Origin of the sequence: Bifidobacterium favimelis (assembly GCF_037963085.1) — a bacterium.
In the GTDB taxonomy this organism is placed as follows: domain Bacteria; phylum Actinomycetota; class Actinomycetes; order Actinomycetales; family Bifidobacteriaceae; genus Bombiscardovia; species Bombiscardovia favimelis.
In genome coordinates, this window is record NZ_JBANDZ010000001.1 from 45886 (window position 1) to 62326 (window position 16441).

The 16441-nt window shown below is 62.5% G+C and carries 10 protein-coding genes; 3 read left to right on the top strand and 7 right to left on the bottom strand.

Going from position 1 to position 16441, the window contains the following annotated elements:
• Nucleotides 1-9: 9 nt before the first annotated feature.
• The gene (locus V6584_RS00170) at nucleotides 10-975 is read right to left on the bottom strand and encodes a DsbA family protein (protein ID WP_340468452.1); all 966 of its coding nucleotides are present in this window, start codon (nucleotides 973-975) and stop codon (nucleotides 10-12) included.
• A gap of 66 nt (nucleotides 976-1041) precedes the next feature.
• Nucleotides 1042-3303: a serine/threonine-protein kinase gene (locus V6584_RS00175; protein ID WP_422678579.1), complete on the bottom strand. Its 2262-nt coding sequence runs from the start codon at nucleotides 3301-3303 to the stop codon at nucleotides 1042-1044.
• Nucleotides 3304-3580: 277 nt separating this feature from the next.
• Between V6584_RS00175 and V6584_RS00180 the strand changes: the two genes are divergently transcribed.
• Both V6584_RS00180 and V6584_RS00185 read left to right on the top strand, forming a co-directional pair.
• Complete coding sequence (locus tag V6584_RS00180; protein WP_340468454.1) at nucleotides 3581-4708, top strand: ABC transporter ATP-binding protein; 1128 nt, start codon at nucleotides 3581-3583, stop codon at nucleotides 4706-4708.
• 202 nt (nucleotides 4709-4910) lie between these two features.
• Nucleotides 4911-6461 carry a DUF4032 domain-containing protein gene (locus tag V6584_RS00185; RefSeq protein ID WP_340468455.1) on the top strand — a complete coding sequence of 517 codons (1551 nt, stop codon included), beginning with the start codon at nucleotides 4911-4913 and terminating at the stop codon, nucleotides 6459-6461.
• A gap of 108 nt (nucleotides 6462-6569) precedes the next feature.
• On the opposite strand, the gene rlmB is transcribed toward V6584_RS00185, so the two are convergent.
• The 3 genes from rlmB to V6584_RS00200 form a co-directional block, all read right to left on the bottom strand.
• Nucleotides 6570-7571 (bottom strand): 23S rRNA (guanosine(2251)-2'-O)-methyltransferase RlmB, encoded by a 1002-nt coding sequence (gene rlmB, locus V6584_RS00190; protein WP_340468456.1) that lies wholly within the window; start codon nucleotides 7569-7571, stop codon nucleotides 6570-6572.
• A gap of 97 nt (nucleotides 7572-7668) precedes the next feature.
• Nucleotides 7669-8430: a carboxymuconolactone decarboxylase family protein gene (locus tag V6584_RS00195; RefSeq protein WP_340468457.1), complete on the bottom strand. Its 762-nt coding sequence runs from the start codon at nucleotides 8428-8430 to the stop codon at nucleotides 7669-7671.
• Nucleotides 8431-8493: 63 nt separating this feature from the next.
• Entirely contained in the window at nucleotides 8494-9174 is a 681-nt protein-coding gene (locus tag V6584_RS00200) for an NAD(P)H-binding protein (protein WP_340486277.1), read from the bottom strand.
• Nucleotides 9175-9554: 380 nt separating this feature from the next.
• Between V6584_RS00200 and V6584_RS00205 the strand changes: the two genes are divergently transcribed.
• Nucleotides 9555-12620: a cation-translocating P-type ATPase gene (locus tag V6584_RS00205; RefSeq protein ID WP_340468459.1), complete on the top strand. Its 3066-nt coding sequence runs from the start codon at nucleotides 9555-9557 to the stop codon at nucleotides 12618-12620.
• Nucleotides 12621-12810: 190 nt separating this feature from the next.
• Here the strand turns inward: V6584_RS00205 and V6584_RS00210 are convergent, their stop codons facing one another.
• Together V6584_RS00210 and V6584_RS00215 are read right to left on the bottom strand one after the other, a co-directional pair.
• Nucleotides 12811-14613 carry a sugar transferase gene (locus tag V6584_RS00210; protein ID WP_340486072.1) on the bottom strand — a complete coding sequence of 601 codons (1803 nt, stop codon included), beginning with the start codon at nucleotides 14611-14613 and terminating at the stop codon, nucleotides 12811-12813.
• Nucleotides 14614-15189: 576 nt separating this feature from the next.
• Nucleotides 15190-16440, bottom strand: coding sequence for an EpsG family protein (locus V6584_RS00215; protein ID WP_340486074.1), 1251 nt, complete (start codon nucleotides 16438-16440; stop codon nucleotides 15190-15192).
• Between the last annotated feature and the right edge of the window lies 1 nt (nucleotide 16441).

A 16441-nucleotide genomic window follows, 5' to 3' on the forward strand; every position in this document is an offset into this window, starting at 1 on the left:
GGTGGCAGGTCAGCTGAGCGACTTGGGCTTGCCGGTCGCCCCGATGCCGGGGAGGACCCCCTCGCGGCCCACCTGGTCCTTGGTGAGCCCCAGGGCCTTGTTCAGCCCTGCCGCATAGTCCAGTCCCGCCTTGTCGAGGTTCTCCATGGGCCAGTAAGTTCCGTTGATCACCATGGTGGGCGTGGTCATCTGTCCCTTGGCCTGTCCGGAGGTGTTCCACAGCTCCTTGCGCAAGGGGGTATATGTGTCCAGGGCTTTCAGCCAGGCCTTGTACTCCCCCTTCAGGGCCTTGTCCGCCATGTCGGGGGTTATTCCGGCCGCGACTGCCTGTTCCTTGATTTTGGCGTTGCTGACCGGTTTGTAGTTCGACTCGTCCGGCTGGAAGTCCTTTTTATAGAGGTTGGCGATGAAGGCCAGAAGGTGGTCGGGGTCGTGCTGGGCTATGTAGGTGGCCGCCGTGCCGGTCCGGCTGGAGTACTCGTCTGTAGAGAAGCGGTCCATGAAGGACATCAGGTGGATTTCCAGATTGATCTGACCCGCCTTGACCAGGGAGGTCAGCTCCGAGTCCAGGCCCCGGTGGAGGGCGCCACAGCCCGGGCACATGAAGTCCATGTAAATCTCGACCGTGGGGGCCCCCTTGACGGGTTTGGCCACTCCGTTCTTGGAGAGGACGAAACCTCCCTTGTCGGTGGCCTTCGAAGGTTTGTCGGCCACCTTCTGCACTGCCTGGTAGGCCTCTTGCACACTCTCGTGCTTGACCGGTTTGTGGGTGTTCCAATAGACCAGGCCGATGACCGCCAGGAGGGCCACGACGATGAGGGTGGCGATGACGCCTATCAGGGTCTGCTGCCGGCGCTCGCGGGCGGCTTGTTCCTCCTGGGCCTTGCGGGTGGCCTCGAGCCTGGCCTGCCTCTGGCTGCGGGCCCTCGCTGACTTGTCCGTTTTCGACGGGGTGGAGCGCTTGTCAGTGGCCATGTCACAGTCCTTTCGACGGATTCCCTGCACAGTTTAGCCGGTCTGGCGGATACGTATGGGAACCGCTCAAGCGTAAAGGATGCCGATGGGCGACCAGGAGGTGCCGGCCTGTAAGAACATGGCGGTCACTATGGAGACCACCACCAGGAGCCAGATGGCCGCCCAGATGGCCACCCGCCTGGTTCTCAGCGCCGGGACACCGCCGACTGGGTGTCCGGCTGAGGTCGCAGGGGGGGCGGGAACGGTCCGGGACGGGCTTTCAGGGCCCTCGTCCCCGTCCCTGATACGGCCTGTCGGGATCCACCCGGCCGCCAACCTCAGTGCGGTGGCCCATCCGTCACGCTTGCGGGTCCCGCCGGGAAGGACGGCGGCCAGCCACCCGCCCCCCACGGCAATGGCCAGGACCAGGCCGGTGGCGGATGCAGGTCGGTCGGTGGGGAGGGGGAAGGTGACCAGGTGACCGAAGAAGTTCACGTAACCCGTCACCCGGGGTAAATCGGCCAGTATGGTGCCGGCCACCGTGACCAGGCCTGCCGCCAGCAGGGAGGTGACGAAGCGGGGGAGGGATAGGGCCAGGCCCTTGATCAGGTACCAGGGGGTCGCGGCAAGCCCGAGTGCGGTGTCGGAGGCCTTCCGCCTGCCCCCTCTTTTCAACTCCCTGGCGATCTGCGCATCCAGGCCCAGGCCTCCCGCCGACAGGAACCACATGGCCAGGCCGCCCGCAGTCAGGGAGGGGATGGGGGCTATGCAGGCCAGGGCTGCCAGGAGGAGGGCGGTCAGGATGATGACCGGGAGGGATCTGCCCAGATAGACATCCCGCCGGATCAGGGCGGCGGGTTCGGGCGCGGGTTCGGGTTCAGGCGCAGGGGCCTGGTCACCCAGCCAGCTGTCTTGACCGAGGTCCTGGGGCCGGTACCCCGGGAGGGGGGAGGCGATCGGCAGGGGGGAGGCTGCGCGGAGGGGGGCCGTCTCCTCCCCTTGCCGGCCGTCATCATAGGCCTCGGGTCCTGCCGCCTGGTCGGGCAGACTTCTGGTCGGCCAGGGTAAGGTGGTCTCGATCGGCAGGGTGCCGGAGGGCAGGGTTTCCGTCTTGGGTTCCAGTGTCTGGGTCGCCTCTGTATCCGCCCCCTGGGGGGCCGAGAGTGGCGGGAGCGCCTCGGTGTTCCCTTCCCCGGGTTTGGCCAGGCTCTCCGTGGGGGCCTCGGCCGGGGCTGTCAGGTCCTGGGTCGGGGAGTCTCCCGGCCCCGCCGGAACCTGGTCGGGGCCGTCATCCCTCCAGTCCTCCCGGCCCCAAGGTTCACTTCTCGAAGAGCTTGCGCCAAAAGGGCGCACCGCCCCCTTCCCGTCATTCTCATGGGTCCGGTCGACCTGATCGTTCCCCCGCTCGTCCTGCTGGGCGGCGGGGAGGGCGGCGGCCCCGTCGTTCCCATCCGTTTCGTCCTGCCTGAAAGACCGCCAGAGGGTGGGATCTTCGGCATCCAGACTGATGGCTTCGAGAAGGGCTTCAGGTGTGCAGCGGGCCTCCCGCTTGGGGTTCAGGGCCGAGCGGAATGCGTTCATGGTCCGGATGGGAAGGCCTGACAGGTCGGCGTTGCCTGAAGCCGCCCTTTCCAGGACGGCCATCATGGGTTTGCTGCCGAACACCGGTCTTCCCGTGGCCGCGTAGGCCAGAACGGCTGCCGTGCTCCACCAGTCGGTCGCCTCGTCCGACTCCTCCCCGTCGATGATTTCGGGTGCGATGAATCCTGGGGTGCCCATGACCAGGCCCGTTCGGGTCACATGGCTCTCCCCCTCGCCCATGGCTATGCCGAAATCCACCAGGACAGGCCCGTGGGCGGAGATCATCACATTGGTGGGTTTGATGTCCCGGTGGACGATTCCCGCCTGGTGGACGGCCCGGACCGCATCATCCATCTTGCTGGCCAGGCGTTCCAGGTCATCACCAACATAACGTCCGTTGGCCACCACGTCGTCGTGGAGGTTGCGGCCCTCGATCAGCTCGGTCACGATGAAGGCCACATCGTCATCCAGCTCCATATCGACGATGGCGCAGACGCCTGGGTGGCGCACCCGTTGCAGGGCCTGGGCCTCGCGGCGGAGGCGCTCGCGGGCGGAGGCCTTCTCGCGCGCCTCCTCGCCCCCGGTGCCGCTCTCATCGTCTGCCAGGGAGTCTCTCAGGATCTTCATGGCGTAATCCTGCCCGCCGCCGTCCCTGGCCCTCCAGACCGAGCCCATGGCACCGCCGCCCAGTCTGGAAATGAGCGTATAACCGCCCACCAGCCGTCCCGGCTCCAGATCCAGCGCATCCAAATCGCCCATACCTCTCATTGTAGGGTGACGGCTGTCTGATTGCAGGGAGGGGTCCGACGGGATGGACCGGCCCCTCCCTCCCGTTTCCCGGGTGTCCGTACCCATACGGGCGCGCCGCCTGCCAGCCGGATGGTGTATAGTGGAGCATGGCTCAAGGGAGAGTTTCTCTTAACCACAAAATTGAAGACCGTTGTGTGACCTTCCCGTCGCAGGGTGGGTTACAGGACGGAAACCACAGTGAAACCCCTTCACTACGGATCGTTCGGCACGTACCTGCCGATGAAAGGATAATCAAATGGCAGAAGTGGTATTCGACCATGTAACCCGTATCTACCCTGGCAACACGGAGCCTTCGGTCAGCGACCTGTCCCTTGACATCAAGGACGGCGAGTTCCTGGTTCTGGTCGGCCCTTCAGGCTGCGGCAAGTCCACGACTCTCCGTATGTTGGCCGGCCTGGAAGAGGTCAACAAGGGCCGCATCATGATCGGTGGCAAGGATGTCACGACCATGCAGCCCAAGGACCGCGACATCGCAATGGTCTTCCAGAACTACGCCCTGTACCCCCATATGACGGTGGCGGACAACATGGGCTTCGCTCTGAAGATCGCCGGCACCCCGAAGGACCAGATTCGCAAGCGCGTGGAGAAGGCCGCACAGATCCTGGACCTTACCGAGTTCCTGGACCGCAAGCCCAAGGCCCTGTCAGGTGGTCAGCGTCAGCGTGTCGCCATGGGCCGTGCAATCGTCCGCCAGCCCAAGGTCTTCCTCATGGATGAGCCCCTTTCCAACCTGGACGCGAAGCTGCGTGTGCAGACCCGTACCCAGATCGCGGCCCTCCAGCGTCAGCTGAACGTCACGACCCTGTACGTGACCCACGATCAGACGGAGGCCCTGACGATGGGCGACCGCATCGCCGTCATCAAGCTGGGCGTCCTCCAGCAGGTCGGTGCCCCGACCGAGCTCTATGACCGCCCTGAGAACGTCTTCGTCGCAGGCTTCATCGGCTCGCCTTCCATGAACATCAACATCCACCCCGTCGTCAACAGCCAGGCCAAGATCGGCGAGGACACGGTGAGCCTGCCCCGTGAGGCCGTCGACAAGCTGACCCCCGAGGACAACGGCAGGATCGTCGTCGGCTTCCGCCCCGAGGATGCAACCCTGGTGGGGCAGACCGAACCCGATGCCTTCTCCCTCAAGGTCGTCAACGTGGAGGATCTGGGCTCCGACGGGTACGTCTACGGCAACATCCTGACCGACGACAGTGTGGCTGAGCAGTCCATCGTCATGTCGGATCAGAACAAGCTGACCACCATCCGCGTCAACCCCAGCGAACTGCCGAAGGTCGGCGACGTGGTCAAGATCCACATCGATCCCGCCAAGATGCACCTGTTCTCGCCCGCCACCGAGCTGCGCCTGAACTGATTCACGGCAGGATTCGATTCACCCTGCGGGCGGCTTCGGCCGTCCCGCAGGTGATGTTCCCCTTCTTTTCCTTTCCTTTGGTTGGGTGACCAAGAGCCCTGCAGGTCCATCCTGCGGGGCTCTTCCCATATGCGGCGCAGCCTGGAAGGCGGCTTGCCCCTCCCGCCCTGGCGGGGAGGGGAACCTATTAGATTGGTGAAGTATGAATACGGTCAATCAGACTCATGCCGCAGGTGGACCGGGAGCGGACGAGAAACCGGAACAGCTCGATCCGAGGGCCGTCAAGGCCACCTCGGTCAAGGCCCCCAGGGGGCCTGTGGCCGAACGGGAGCCTGCCGCCCTGCACATCACGGCAGCGAGTTCCAACCCCAAGATGTTCACCCTCCCCTGGGAGAAACCCCTGGCGACCTGGCCCCAGAACCTTCTGGCCAATCTGCCCAGGGGCATCTCACGCCACGTGGTCCGCTTCGTGCATGTGGGCGACGAGGTCTACGCCATGAAGGAGATAACGAAGAGCGTGGCGGAGAGGGAATACGAGCTCCTGCGCAAGCTGCAGAAGCTGGAACTGCCCACCGTGACCCCCATCGCGGTCGTCACCGGCCGCCACACCCGTGACGGTGAGCCCCTGGAAGCCATGCTGGTGACCCAACATCTCAAGTTCTCCCTTCCCTACCGGGCCCTCTTCGCCCGCAACCTGCGACCGGACACGGCCGAGCGTCTGATCGACGCCCTGGCGGTCCTCCTGGTCAGGCTCCACCTGGGAGGTTTCTACTGGGGTGACGTATCCCTGTCCAACGTTCTTTTCCTGCGGGACGCGGATTCCTTTGCGGCCTTCCTGGTGGACGCGGAGACCGGCGAGCTCCACGTCAGCCTGACCGACGGGCAGCGCGAATACGACATAGACCTGGCCCGGACCAACATCATCGGCGAACTGATGGATCTGAACTCGGGCAACCTCCTGTCGGGTGATGTGGACGAGGTCAGTGTGGGCAACCGCCTGGTGGAGCGGTATCACTCCCTGTGGAGCGCCCTGACCGACGTGGACAGTTTCGACCCTGACGAGATGTGGAAGATCGAGCGCAGGGTCAACAAGCTCAACGATCTGGGCTTCGACGTGGATGAGTTGGAAATGAGGACCGACAAGGACGGCAACAAGGTGCTGGTCCGCCCCCGCGTGGTCGATGCCGGCTATGCCTCACGCAAACTCCTGCGGCTGACAGGGCTGGACGTGCAGGAGAACCAGGCCCGCCGGCTCCTGAACGACCTGGATGCCTACAGGGCTTCCACCTGGCGGCAGGGGGAGGAGCTGGAGATTGTGGCCACGGACTGGATGAGGGAGGTCTTCGAACCCACGGTCCGCATGATCCCCCAGGAGTACCGGACCAAGATCGAACCGGCGCAGTTCTTCCACGAGGTGCTGACCCACCGCTGGTTGATGGCGGAAAAGGCCGGGCACGACGTACCCATGAGCGAGGCCGTGCAGAGTTACATCGACGAGGCCCTTCCCGCTTACCAGCTGAATGCCGAGGACATGAAGACGATCAACGAGGAAGCCGACTCCGGCGTGGTGGACGACAAGCTGACCTGGGACGAGAGGTCATCCGGAGGCGATGCGGCCGCCGCCCCGGCCGACGGCAGGGGGAGGCCCTCCTTGGCGGGTGCCACCGGTTCTCAGAAGTTGGATTCGGCCCTGAGGGGCGAGGGTGACGATCTTGACGAGGACCAGGATGATGCGGTCTGGGCGGCGGGCTGACCGCGCCTTCCCCCGTGCGCGTGCGGAGCTGCCCGGCCGGACCCGATGCGGCGGGTGTGCGACGTGCCCGGCCGTGCGGTGGCCGTAAGGCCTGGCCGCCGCACGCATTCATCGTCTGGGCAGGGTGGGGGAGTCCGACTTCCTCCTGGCCGTGGCGACGGCGTAGAGGCTGATTCCTGCTGCGACCGAGGCGTTGAGGGATTCCACGGCGCTGCTGATCGGAATGCCGGCAAGGGCATCGCAGGCCTCCCTGACCAGCCGGCCCAGCCCCTTGCCTTCGGAGCCCAGGACGATGACCAGGGGGTCGTTTTCGAACCCTGTCTCACCGACGATGGCCGTGCCGTGTCCGTCAAGGCCGACCGCATAGTAACCCAACTCCTTGAGGCCCTGGATGGCCTTGGTCAGGTTGACCACACGGGCCACCTTCATGTGGGCGGCCGCCCCCGCCGAGACCTTCCAGGCGGCTGCGGTGACCGAGGCGCTCCTTCGTTCGGGCAGGATGACGCCAGAGGCGCCGAAGGCTGCGGCCGAACGGATGACGGCCCCAAGGTTCTGGGGGTCGGTGACCCCGTCCAGGGCGATGAAGAGGGGCTGGGAGCTGGCCTTGGCCCCCCTCTGAGCCTGGCTCATGGCCTCGGTGTGTTTTCTGGCCGAGTCGACCAGCTCCTGAAGGGAGGAGTACCGGTAAGGCTGCGCCTTGAGGACCACACCCTGGTGGTTGCCGGACCGGGCGATCCGGTCCATCTCCAGGCGGTCGGCCTCCAGTATGTTGATGCCTTCCTGGCCTGCCAGCCTGACGATTTCACGGGTCCTGTCATCGTGTTCCATCCTGGCGGCCAGATAGAGCTGGCTGGCGGGGACCGAGGCTCTGAGGGCCTCCAGGACGGCGTTGCGGCCGATGACCAGGTCGTCCGAGTCCGACGTGAAGCGGTCGGCCCGTCTCCGGGCGGCCAGACGTGGGTCGGCCGCCTGGCGCCTCATGACAGCCTGCTTGGCCTTGTAAGCCTTGTGATAGACGCGGTCCTCTGCCTTGGGGGTGGGCCCCCGGCCGCGCAGTTTGTTGCGGTGCTTGCCGCCCGAACCCTTGGTCGGGCCCTTCTTGTTAGCCATGCCCACCATCTTACGGCCTGGTGGGAATCCGGTTCTGCCCATGCCGGAGCCCACACATCCCCTCCTGTCGCCTTTTCCGACCCGGTCCGGTGCCTGTTCAACCCAGGCGTGACACCTCGTCAGGGTCGGGGAAGTCAAGCCAGGTGACCGGGGATTCCCCTTGGAAGGACGGGGTTATGGCCAGGTGGCTCATCGAGGAGGCAGAGGAAGCCCCGTGCCAGTGCTTCACGTTCGGAGGGCAATAGACCACGTCGCCGGGCTTGAGCGGCCGGGCGGCCTTGCCTTCTTCCTGCTCCCACCCAAGTCCCGACGTGACCAGGAGGAGCTGTCCGTGGGGGTGGGTGTGCCAACGGTTGACGCATCCTGGTGCGAAGGTGACGTTCCCGGCGGGGCACTCGGCTCCCGGCTGGGTCATGTTGCACAGCCAGACGTGACCGGTGAAGTTGGGGCCGTCGGCCGGGTCCCCCAGGGGGTAAGGTCCCGGGTCCGGGGTCCCTGATCCGTCGGAGGCAGCGGATGTGCCTGTGGCCCCGCCTTCCTGATCCCCGTAAACCTCCTTGGCCAGGTCGAAGGCGCTCCAGGCCTTGGGCCAGCCCGCGTAGAAGGCCAGGTGGGTGATCAGCTCCACCATCTGGCTCTGCGTCACCCCGTTCTTCCTGGCCAGGATCATGTGGCTCTTGAGTTGTGGGAAGAGCCCCATCGACATGAGCCCTGCACAGGTGATCATGCTCCTGTCGTGAGCGGAGAGCTCCTCCTCCCGCGACCAGACCTGGCCGAAGAGGACGTCGTCGTTGAAGTGGGCGAAGAGGGGGGCGAAGTCGCCCAGTCTGTCATGCCCTGCGGTTTGTTTGATTGCCATGCTCGCTCCTTGGTTGCGTTGACTGTGGTCTTATGGTGGCCGTGGGGGGGCGGCCTGTGGGTGTCAGTCCACCCAGACCGGCCGGTCCCCGGCGGTCCCCGGCCGTGAGATTCCCAGGCTGGCCCTGTTGAATTCGCCTGGCGAGGCGACGATCCGTTCGATCAGGTCGGCTATGGATGCCCTTGATATGGTCGTTCCACGGTAGGGCTCCCCTTTGGCAGTCAGCTCATAGTCCCGGTCGGGTCGGTCATCCATGTAGGCGGCCCGGATGATTGTATAGTCCAGGTCGGAACCTTCTATGATCCGCGCTGCCCGCCGGGTGTCTTCCATGACCTCGTGCCCGCATGACTCCTCCACCCATCGGCCGAACTCGCCCGGGACCTCATGGTAGAGGCCCAGGCCGGTGATCCAGATCAACCGCCCCACTCCGGCATGATCCATGGCCCTGACCACATTGGCCGCCATGGGCTCGAACCGTCCCCCCAGGTCGGCCAGGACCAGGTCCTGGCCCTGCGCTGCGGCCAGGAGGGTGGGGTAATCGTTCACATCCCCATCGACCACGCGCTCTCGGCCCGGGTCGATTATCTGCAGGCGGGCCGGTTTGCGCAGATAGTCCGTTACCTGGACCCCGCAACCGGCACCCTCCGCCTTGCCCAGGAGGTCCTTGCGGACGATACGGGCGATTTGGCCGTTCGCTCCCAGAATCAGCAGTCTGCCCACCGATGCGGCCATGGATCCGTTCATCTGCACGTCCTTGTCTCCTTCTGTGTGGTCGGCGGCTGAATCGCGCACAGGTCGGTCTGCGCTGGTTCCTCCGTTGGCTGTGGTCGCCGCCTCCGCCCACTCCCAAGTTATACGACTTCAAGTACGCTCGAAGTCAATACGACCCGGACCGCCGGTCCGGCTCCCCCTCCCCGCCAGGGTGGGAATCGGGAATACATCGTGCCCGTGGGCCACATCCGTCACCCGCCCCCTAGCAGGAGTGGGAATATCCGGCCGCATGTATATGATTGCGAATCAAACTTGGTTGGTATCCACGCAGCCCCGTTTCACGGACCTGCCCGGCGGCAAGAGCCGGGCGACCGGCGGGGTTGACTACTCCGTGGCATAAGCAGGAGAGTGGCATGACTGGTTCATCCAGGAATTCCAAGCAGATTCATTCAAAGGGTCAGGGTGTCGGTGACGGCATCGACCCGGCTCTGGCGGATCCCTCGGTCGTCGAGGCCGATCAGGTGGCCCAGGCCCTGTCGACAAATGTCACGACAGGCCTGAGCAGCCAGGAGGCGGCTCGGAGGCTGGCTAGCTTCGGCCCCAACGAGCTGGCCGGGGAGCCTCCCGTACCCAAGTGGCGAAAGTTCCTGGAACAGTTCAAAGACCCCCTGGTCTACCTCCTGCTGGCGGCGACCGCCATTTCGCTGGTTGCCTGGTTCGTCGAACGGGCCCATCCGGGCCCCGGTGGCGGCGGGGAGGCCCTCCCCTTCGACGCCATCGTCATCGTCATCATCCTGGTGGTCAACGCCGCCCTGGGCTATGCTCAGGAGGCCAAGGCCGAGAAGGCCGTCGAAGCCCTGGCCAGCATGACGGCCCCCAGGGCTTCGGTCCTGCGGGATGGGGCCGTGACCAGCATTGACACCTCACTGATCGTGCCCGGTGATGTGGTAGTCCTGGCCGAAGGCGATACGGTCTGTGCTGACGGCCGTCTCTTTGCGGCCGCCGGCCTGAGGGTGGCCGAAGCCTCCCTGACGGGCGAATCCGTCCCGGTCGGTAAGAGGACGGCTGTCCTGGCCCAGCCTGCCGCCCTGGGAGACAGGCTGAACATGGCCTTCAACGGGACCGCCGTGACTCAGGGAACCGGTCGCATGGTGGTCACCTCCACCGGTATGGGGACTCAGGTGGGCAAGATCGCCAGCCTCCTTTCCCACACGGAGAGTGAGCCCACACCCCTGCAGAAGGAGATGGCCAAGGTCTCCAAGATCCTGGGGCTGGCGGTCTGCGTGATCGCGGTCGTCGTCCTGGTCGCCTTGGCCCTGATGGAGGGCTTCCACAGCGCCCAGGATGTGATTGACTCCCTCCTGATGGCGGTCTCCCTGGCAGTGGCGGCCGTGCCCGAAGGCCTGACGGCCATCATGACCGTCGTACTGGCCCTGGGCGTGCAGAGGATGGCCAAACACCACGCCATCGTCAAGAAGCTCAGCTCGGTGGAGACCCTGGGTTCGGCCTCGGTCATCTGCTCCGACAAGACCGGTACCCTGACCCGCAACGAGATGACCGTCGAGCGGGTGATCGTCCCCTCCGGCGAGGTGAGGATCACCGGTTCCGGCTATGACCCCGAAGGGGCCATGCTCCCCGTGGACCCATCAGACCCCTCGGACGATTCCGATGCCGCCGGCCGGACCGATGCGAATGCCGGCAGGGTCGGCGCCCCCCTGGCGGCGGATGTCCTGCAGACTCTGACCACAGGTGTCCTGGCCAACGACGGCGATCTCAGGCAGGGGGTGGATGGCCAGTGGGAGGCCGTCGGCGATCCGACCGAGGTCTCCATCATCGTGGCCGCCCGGAAGGTCGGCTCCGACCGGCTGGCATCGGCCTACCGCCGTCTGGCGGAAATCCCCTTCACGTCCGAGCGCAAGCTCATGTCGGTCCTGGCACAGGGTGACGGTCAGGCTGACGGAAAAGCCGGGGAGGGTCGGTCTGCCGGGGCCATGCTCTTCTCCAAGGGGGCCCCCGACGTCCTCCTGGGTCGTTGCACCTCGATCCGGCAGGAAGGGGCAGTCAGGCCCATCACCGACGAGGACAGGCGGTCGATTCTGGCCAGCATAGAGCGTCTCTCCTCCAACGCCTACAGGACCCTGGGACAGGCATACAGGCCCCTGTCGCAGGCCGAGTTGGCCGGTCTGGCTTCGGAGCCCGGAGAGGGAGGAGCCGCTGACCCGCAAGAGGCCGGGCGCCCCCTGTCGGCCGACCTGGTGGTCGACCATGCGGATGATCTTGAGGCCGGGCTGACCTGGACGGGAATGGTGGGAATCATCGACCCCCCGCGCACCGAGGTCAGGGATGCCGTGGATCAGGCCCACAAGGCCGGCATCCGCACGGTCATGATCACCGGCGACCATCCGCTCACCGCGGCCCGCATCGCCGGAGACCTGGACATCATCAGGCCCGGCGAACCGGCCTGCACGGGCAATGACCTGGACAAGATGGACCAGGAGGAGCTGGACCGGACCACCGCCAAGGTGTCCGTCTACGCACGTGTGGCTCCGGAGCACAAGCTCAAAATCGTCGATTCCCTCCAGCGGCAGGGGAACATCGTGGCCATGACCGGCGACGGGGTGAACGACGCCCCTGCCGTCAAGGCCGCTGACATCGGCGTGGCCATGGGCATCACGGGAACCGAGGTGACCAAGGAGTCGGCCAAGATGATCCTGGCCGATGACAATTTCGCCACCATCGTCCACGCGGTGCGCGAAGGAAGGGCCATCTTCGACAACATCCGCAAGTTCCTGCGCTACCTGCTGAGCTCCAACATGGGTGAGGTCTTCACGGTCTTCGGGGGCGTCGTCTTCGCAGGCTTCCTGGGAATCTCACAACCGGGGAGCGTTGGGGTCACCGTCCCCCTTCTGGCCACCCAACTCCTGTGGATCAACCTTCTGACCGATGCGGCCCCGGCCCTGGCCATGGGTGTGGACCCCCAGACCGAAGACATGATGGACCGCCCGCCTCGGAAGATGACCGACCGGGTGATTGACCGGGAAATGTGGGGTGACATCGTCTTCATCGGCCTGATCATGGCCGCCGTCACCCTGGTCGGCATGGATATGCACCTGGCCGGCGGCCTCTTCACAGACAGGTCATTGGAGGCCGTGGGACACGAAGCCCAAATGAGGGAGGCCAGGACCATGGGCTTCACCATCCTGGTCTTCGCCCAGCTCTTCAACGCACTGGCCTCCAGGTCGTCGCGCAAGTCGGTCTTCGTCGGCCTCTTCAGCAACCTCTGGCTTTGGGGGGCCATCGGCCTGTCCGTGGTCCTCCAGCTGGTGGTCATCTACGTGCCCTTCCTCAGCGAGGCCTTCGGCACGGTCCCCCTCAAACCCCAGGCATGGTTGGAGTGCATCGGTTTGGCCTTCATCGTCCTTGTGGCCTCCGAGCTGCGCAAGCTGGTCCTCTGGGGTGTCAGGAAGGTCCGCAGTTGAGGTAGGAGTCGATAGATCGGGCGGTTGTGGTCTGCTGAAGCCGGTCGAAGACATGCACAGTCCGGCCCGGACCGGTACCGCACCGGCCCGGGCCGAACTGTGCATGTTGGATGCCACGGGGCTGGTCTTCCGCCTGCCCATCAGCCTGTTCCGTCGAAGGCTTGACAGATAAGAGCACAGATGACCGCTATCAGTACGAACCCTTGTGCCTGAGGACGGCGACGACCGTCTTGGCCAGGATGGCCAGGTCGCCCGTAATGCTCCAGCGTTGGATGTAGGAGACATCCAGCTGTTCGGCCTCTTCCTGGGAGAGGTCGGACCGGCCTGAGATCTGCCAGGGGCCGGTGATGCCGGGGCGGACCAGGAGGCGGGTGGAGTAGAGGGTGCCGTAAGTCGCGACCTCGTATTCACGCTGGGGGCGGGGGCCTACCAGGGACATATCGCCCTTGAGGACGTTGAAGAACTGGGGGAACTCATCTATCGAGTACTTCCGGATGAAGTGGCCCACCCTGGTTATCCGCGGGTCGTCCTTGACCTTGAACAGGGCCCCCAGATCCTGCCCGCTCTCTTGGGCCAACGCAGCGTCCATCTTGTCGGCATCGACCCGCATGGACCGCAGTTTGTAGCAGTCGAAGGGGATGCCGAACTGACCTATGCGCTTCTGCTTGTAGAAGGCGGGCCCGTGATCTTCCAGTTTGATGGCGATTGCCGCCGGGAGGATGATCAGCGGGGCGGAGATTATCAGGGCGACCAGGGAACCGACGATGTCCATGGAACGTTTGACGAAACGGGTGACGGCGGAATACTGGGGGAGGCTGGCCACCAGTATGGGCTGGACCCCGGAATAATCGAGGTCTATGCGGTGGCTGCCGATATCGGCGACGGCGATGGAGAGGGCGAATTCGATGCCCAGGGACTCGATGGCCAGGGGGAGGGCGTGCATGAGCTTGTTGTCCCGGCTGATGACATCCGCGACGATGACGATCTGTGCGCCCAGGCGCTCCACGGTGCGCGGGAAATGGGAGTTGAAGGCGATGATTCTGGGCTCCTGCACCAGCTCCCTTTCCGCGGAATCGTCCCGGACCGCTTGATTTGGGGGTTCCTTGAGTGTCACAGGACGGCCGTTGCTGTCGAGGCCCGGTACGGGATGGCCATGATACGGGGTGGCGATCACGCTGCCGTCATCCGCTTCAGGGTCCATGGCTATGGGGCAGACCGCGATGGGGCGGTAGCCGTTGCCCTCGCTGGTATGCAGTGTTTTGAGCATCTTGTCGATGCCATCTGGCGATCCAACTATGACAGTGTCATACTGCCATTCGTTCTTCATGCGGAGGGCATGCAGCAGCCGTCTCATTAGCCAGCGGGCGATCGTCTCAAGGATGCAGGCGAGCACGGGGACGGCTATGACTGATGTCCGAGGCAGCTGGAGATCCAGCATGTAGACCACGCAGGAGGTGAAAATCACCGTCATCAGGGCGGCGTTAAAGACACGGGTATAGAGTCCATACCCCTCCGACATGACGTGCCGATGGTAAGACCCGCAGATGAGCAGGCAGATGACCCAGATGGTGCACTGCATCAGAGTGAACTGCCACACCGGCACATGAGTCTGCAGGGTTCTGAGGGCAGACGGTTTGACAACGGAGCAGATGAACAAGGAACAAACCATGACAGCGACATCAACGATGAGAAGCAGGGCTATGTATACGTACCGCCAGGTGGGTGTCCGATTCAACTGCCGTAGTTGGGGGTGGGGTTCTATGTCATCTCCGAACGGGGAGTTGGTGAAGGTCAGGGGTTTGTTGGTCCTGCCGACCCTCGGTGCCTCTTCGGAGAGTATCGGAGTCTGCTCTATGGAGTGGGTGGGTGCTTCTGACTTCGTTCTCTTCGCGTCCTCACGGTGCCTGACGATAGGTATGGATGACGAAGAGTTGGAGACAAGGCGGACGTTTACAGGAGTATTGCGAGGCGCCATTTGGTCCTCTCCGGTCATCAATCCTCCTTGGTTAAACCGTTGGCGGCGGCTGCCAGAGTGCGGCTGCTGCCCCGTCGTCAATGTCCTTTTCCCGGCCTACGAGTGACCAGCTCATTTTATCATGATGTTAGTTTGTTGATTTATTAGATTCCATATGGTCACCCATATGAAGGAAATATTACGACTTAGACCATGAGAGGGTGCACCCGCAGAGTGCGATTATGAACCACAGGAATCGGGCCGAAGATTATGACTGATCGTGGTATGTAATGAACCGGCCTGAATGTGCCCCCAGGAGCTTCGCAGCTGCCTGTTCGAAAGTCAATTACCCGCAGTTGTTGTCTTCTTGTGTTTTCCGAATCGGCAGTTGTCAGAGAAACCCCGCAATGTGAGATTCGGTTTTATCTTGGTGATTCCCGCCAAAGCAGGTTATGAGATCGTCCCCTCCGTGGTTTCAGGCGATAAAGAGGGAATTGCGAATTGTCAAGAGGGAGTTGCCGATGGAGTGGTGACCCGATGAGTGCCGGCAGTGACCGGAGAATAATCAAATTTCATTGATAACGCCCGTTGCGCCTCGTCGATCACGGCCGTACGTCAGAGGGGCCACCAGCTGGGTGACCAACGTCCTGTGTTGACATGGAAGGGGATGACTTCGTTATGTCCCTTTACGATAATCAGGTAAAAGCAAAGTACTGAGTATCCTACCAATAGAAGAATCTGCAGGATGGTCCGTGTGCGACCCTTGATTCTTGAGAATGCATATGTTGAAAGTGCTATAAGGAAGAAGATGAAATAATCTGCGAGTCTTATTAAAATACGTACAGCAGATAATGAATTGATTGCTAAAACATAAATCAATGCGCCGGCAATGGCGTACCTTGTGAGGTTCAGTCCTTGAGGTTGAGATTGATCACATGAGCTGTCGCCAGAGATCCTGTGGAATATTCTGTCAAGACTGAACTTGCTCACTGGGGCAAATACGTCTCTTCTCTCCGTCGTAACCTGTTTTGCGAGGCGATTTTCCCATCTGCCGTGGGTCAATCGCTTGCCTTCAGACCAGAGAAGGATGAGTACTGAAAATAGAAACAGGGCATTTGGGATGAGATTGACAACCAGTGAATAGCGAAGTGAAGCATTGGCTTCGAAATCTGGGTTGTTGTTAAGGTAATGAGAATATCGTGGCATTGCTGATATAAAGGGGACGAATATTGGCTGAACGCCTTTTATCCTGACTACGAAGGAGGCAAAATATGCGATAATCGCTCCAACGGCAAACGGTTTTTTGAATCTGGTCAGATAGTACACAAAAGGCAACAATACGATAATCCAAGTCGACTTGTGTACTGTTGTCCCGAGGAGAAGGAAAATTGTAGATGAAATGTATAACCTTTTGGCCAGTAAGGTAAATGCCAGCAGTGCCAGAGAGATAGCAATGTACTGTCTCGATAGATTTAGTGCTGTAAAGAATAATTGCGTAACATAAACTAGGAATACTGCAAAGCACCAAAACTCATTATCTATAATCGTGTAGATAAAATAACCAATACAAAAATAGAGGAAGCAGCTTTCTAATAGGAAAACCCATGGGAACGTGAATCCCAATGAGGCCAAGGCCTTGTTAAATGCACAGTAACCGCGTTCGACGTTACACTTAGCACCAAAATCGCTCTCATATGCATGGAAAATATCGAAGTACGCACGTCCATCAGTACCGATATTGGTCGCTCTGATTCCTGCCACTAAAGCCATTGATATCAGGCAAAAAATCATTAAGGCGAGGTGTAAACGGCGCGATTCGCGTAGGCTTGATATGGCATATGCGGCAATAAGGATGAGGAAGAGCATT